Source organism: Acetobacter sp., from assembly GCF_047721705.1.
Taxonomy (GTDB): domain Bacteria; phylum Pseudomonadota; class Alphaproteobacteria; order Acetobacterales; family Acetobacteraceae; genus Acetobacter.
The window spans coordinates 1-4,643 of the sequence record NZ_JBDNXK010000146.1 but is presented as its reverse complement, the minus strand read 5'-3'; the positions used below and the strand labels follow the sequence as shown (position 1 = coordinate 4,643).

Annotated in this window: 3 protein-coding genes; all 3 read right to left on the bottom strand. The window is 53.1% G+C overall.

Features of this window, described 5'->3' with window-relative positions; all coding sequences use genetic code 11:
• Positions 1 to 139: 139 nt before the first annotated feature.
• A complete protein-coding gene (locus ABF824_RS15560; protein WP_415489888.1) occupies positions 140 to 376 on the bottom strand; it encodes a bacterioferritin-associated ferredoxin in 237 nt (78 codons plus the stop codon).
• Between the two features lie 212 nt (positions 377 to 588).
• A complete protein-coding gene (locus tag ABF824_RS15555; protein ID WP_415489887.1) occupies positions 589 to 2,850 on the bottom strand; it encodes a TonB-dependent siderophore receptor in 2,262 nt (753 codons plus the stop codon).
• Positions 2,851 to 3,332: 482 nt separating this feature from the next.
• Complete coding sequence (locus tag ABF824_RS15550; RefSeq protein WP_415489886.1) at positions 3,333 to 4,589, bottom strand: cation:proton antiporter; 1,257 nt, start codon at positions 4,587 to 4,589, stop codon at positions 3,333 to 3,335.
• Between the last annotated feature and the right edge of the window lie 54 nt (positions 4,590 to 4,643).

The window sequence follows — 4,643 nt, the reverse complement described above, 5'->3', positions numbered from 1 at the left end:
TCCTGCGTAAAGCACACCGTGACCCCCTGCGGGCGGCCCCCTCGCCCGCCCCCCACTATCCCGAAAACACAAAGAGCGGCCCTTCTTCATCCCGGGCCGCTCTTTTGCGACGATAGGTAGGAAGGAAGAAAGTTTTAGATCAGGCTACAGCTCTCGTTGCCTCATGATGCGAAACATCTGCGGCCGCCAGCATAACTGACTGGCTCTGCCGGGCCTTGAGCGCCTCGCGGAGCAGGCAACTGACGCCTTTGACGCAGTTACCGCACTGTGCCCGACATTTGCGGGCTGCATAGACTTCTCTGGGACGAGTCGCGCCGGCTTCTACCGCCGCCTGAACATCATAATCCGTCAACCCGTTACAGGAGCAGATATACATCGACGCATCCTTGAGTGTTGTCTCGCAGTCCATAAACCACACATGAGAATGCTTCGCAATACTAAATTTCTGTGAGGTGCCTTTGATGCGATAGCCTCCCCACAAAGAGGGTAGGGGGTATGTGATGGGCGCAGAGGAATGTAGAACTGCGGGCAGCGTCTGATGAGACTGGATTCATGGGATACAACGCCTAAATGAAGGCCCGCGACGTTTCAGAAGACACTCTGAACAGTCGCCATGAAGTTTCGTGGTTCGCCGTAATAATTGTAGTAATAAATATTTCCAAGTCTCTGATAATAGCGAGTGTTGGAAATATTGTTGGCGTTGAGCGTGATATTCAGCTCCGGACGCAGCTGATACCCTATCTGCGCATTTGCGACGACGTAGCTTTTCTGTGTGACGGTCCGTGTCGTGCCAAATGTACTGCTTTGAGCTGTTACGCCTCCCCCGATACTCCAGACATTCCGGGTCTGTCCGGGTTCTGCAAAGCGATAGCGCGTCCAGAGTTTGAATAGATGCTTGGGAGAATTGGGCGCATAAGCCAATCCTTCCTGAGACGAACTGCTATCTTTCAGGATGACGTTATCATTGTATGTGTAACTGGCGTTGATGTCCCAGCCGGGAAGAATACGCCCGATCATTTCGGCTTCCATGCCCTGACTCCGGACTTTCCCAGCGGCACGGTAACAGACACTTGTGCCTGTACGACCACAAATGGGATCAAGGCTTCCGTCCTCAATGGCTTTGTTGCGTTCGATCACGCGATAACCAGCCAGCGTCACATTGAGATTGCGGTGGAAAAAATTGCCTTTCAGTCCGCCTTCAATCTGTTGCCCGAGATCGGGCTTCAGACGACCGGAAGGTCCAAATGCGGATTGCGGTGTAAAGGTGTCGGTAAAGCTGACATAGGCTGAGATGTTCGGCACGATATTCCACACAAGCCCGAGATATGGCGTGGGTACGGCATTGTTTTTCTGGCTTATGACGTAAGGGGTATTAGTGGAAATATTCTTGTATTTATACTCATAGAAACTGATTCGTCCGCCCATCAGCAAATGTAAGGAGCGTAAGAGTTCTATACGTGCAGATCCATAAATGCCCGCCTGTCGGGTGGGCTCGCGATACATGGTGGTGATATCAGGCTGTATATCACTGGAAATAACAGGATCGAAAATATTGAGACCAGACAATCCTGTATTGATGCGCGAATTTTGTGAGGCGCCACCATCGGTCATCACATCCGAATCATAGTTTCCACCAATGACCAGATCATGTTTGCGTCCAAGGAGATGGACGGATCCAGTAAAATAAAGATCGACTCCATCGTATTGATCGCGAATAACCGAGTTGGCAACGACAAAGTTGGCTTTCTTCTGTGAAGTAACCGCGCTGTTGATGTACGTGTAATGCAGGCTGGTATCTGTGTCGCGATGCCTTCCGCTCAGGCGTGCGCGCCACCCCGCACCAAAGCGGTGCTCCAGTTCTCCTCCCAGTTCATACATTGGAGATGTGGTATGTCCCCAGTCCGCACCGACAAAGCTGTTCCGGCTCAAGTGGAGATCGCTCCCATCGGCGGCCCGTGGAAGGCCCATGAAGCGTGTCGTGTCGTTTTTCTGACCAGTGGCACTCATGGATAATGTCGTATGATTCGTTATGTGCACATCAATATCGGCATAAACGGTCCAGCGGCGATCATGGGCTTTTTGATAGAAAAAATTCCGATCCGTGCCAGCCACAACCAGCCGCCCGGTCACGCGTTTTGATTCTGTCAGAGGGCCGGTGACATCGGCATCGGCATGGAACGTATCCCATGATCCTCCACTGAAAGATCCCTGGGCCTTGAACTGATCAAGTGGGCGTTTGCGCACAAAGTTGACGCTGCCGCCGGGAGGCGCAGATCCTTGAAACATTCCGTTGGGACCACGTAAAACTTCAAGACGATCATAGATGGCAACATCAAATTGCTGACTCATCTGCAAGCCGCCGGTGGAGGGGACGCCATCGAATTGCGGGGTCAGCGCATAACCCCGGGACGTCATGCCAGCCGTGCCATCGCCATAGAGATTGACATTGACACCCGGCACCTGTTTCAGCGCGTCATCGACTGTATTCAGATTCTGGTCGCGCATCTGCTGGCGGCTGAGTACCGAGACGGACTGGGGAATTTCATCTAGACGCAGCAGCATCTTGCTCATCGAGACAGCTTTGACGACATAACTGCCGGTGCCATCTGTCGTGGCTTTTTTGTTGCGCTCGCCCCACACGACCAGACTTTCCACACTGGTAGGCTCATCGTTCTCTTTAGTCTGTTGCTGCGGGATCTTCTTTTTTTGAGATTCATCCAGAGTGGCCGCCTCTGCAGTGACGCCGGGTAATCCTGCGGTCATGCTCCACAGGACAATCCCATAACGGCATAATGCACGCGTCTTCAGCCCAGATTTTTCCCATGCCGCACTTTGTTCGACCGTCGCCACGTCTGTTTTCCATGAACGATAATGAGAATCGTTCGCATATCACTGTTTCGTGATAAATGGCAATGAACATTGTTCAGGGACGGTACGATTGACGTATGGGAAGCGGTTCTCAGGCTTCTGTGTCTGCGGCTTATTTTAAGGAAGAGACTTTATCTGTTCTGTAATTTGCAGAAGATATCGAAAATATTCTTGTGTCGGGTAGGTAAGTGACGTTGCGAATATGGTGAGACGCTCACATGCACTTGCAATGCTTTGTTATGTTGCTGAAAGCTTTGCGATTTCCGAAGAAAGATCGTTAAGCCGTATTTATATGATTTTTGTGAAACGCTTTTTGAATCAATGAAGATCAGAAAACGCATTTGAAACAGTGGATGGTGCGCTGCGATCTACAAGAAAGAGCATGATCCCCACATTTCATGTGTCTGTGATTCAATAGAGAAACATACAGATCAAGAAATGCGGGTTCACAATCTAGGCGGTGCTTAACCGTTTGTCGCCAGATTGGCGTTCAGTTTTTCTTCAGGCTCTTCCTTGCGCAAGCGAGGCGCGAAGAGCCTGAACATGGGGCCAGTGAGAGTCGTGGAAATCACGGCCAGCACCATGAGCGATGCAAAGGCGAATTCGGACAGCATGCCCTGTTCATGCAGGATGGTAGCCGCGACGATTTCCATCAGCCCTTTGCACTGAAGTAGCGCGCCGACACTGAGCGCCTGTCGTGCGTTCAGCCCATCGGCTGGCGGGTAGAAATACACCGCACCAATCTTGGTGACGACGGAAATGACGACCAGCGAAAGCGAGGCCAGAACGGAAGGCCATGTGAGAGCATCGCCATTGATACGCAGGCCGCTATGACCGAAGAACATCGGGGCAAGCCAGATCAGGGAGAGTGTTCCAATCTGTTCGACAGGCAGGCGGCGCACCCATTTCGGCGGCATGATCGCACCGGCGAAATAGGCACCGATTAGTTCATGCAGGCCCAGTTGTTTGCTCGCCCATGAGCCGGCCACCAGATACAGCGGCACGGTAGCCCAGATGACCCAGGCCGGTGGATAGGGTACGCGACGGGCTACCCAGTTGCCTGAGATGGCCAGCCCTGCCAGCAATCCGACGGACAGCGCTTCAAGCCCTGTCCAACTGTGCAGGGCGGCCGAGCCTTTTTCCATGAACTGCAGAATGGCCAGCCCGATCCAGAGAGCGGCGTCATCAACCACGGCGAGTTTCAGCGCCAGTTGGCCGATAGCGCGATGGCCCGGTTCAAGCTCCCGAACGACAGCGATCAGAACCGGCAAGGCACTGACGGCAATGCAGAGACCGATGGATGCGGCGGAGATCCATGGCGCGGCGTCAGGTGCGCGCCATCCCTTGAGAGGAAGGAAGAACTCATAAGCCAGCACGGAACCGACGAGAAATGGTACGGCAAGCGCGACGGCGGCGCCTTTCAGGAGGCGACTGAATGATGGAGCGGGGAAAGTCTGGGACGGATCGACTTCATCCGGATGCTGCCACATCTCCAGCCCGGCTGTGAACGCCAGCACCAGAACAGCCACCCAGCCGATATTGTCGCCATAGACAGAGGGAATGCCGAGAGTTGCCACGGGTACATGCCAGACGGCCAGCAGCATGCCGAGGAGGATCGGCAGAACAGCGATAGGCAACGCCTTCCGTGTGAGCCGCCATAGAATCCAGGGCAGAATCACGAAGAGCAACACGTCTGCAATGAGAGCCGTTATATTCCCCATACGGTTGTTTTCTCCTTTTTTGTTGTGCAGGAATATAATGTCTTAGATAAGAAT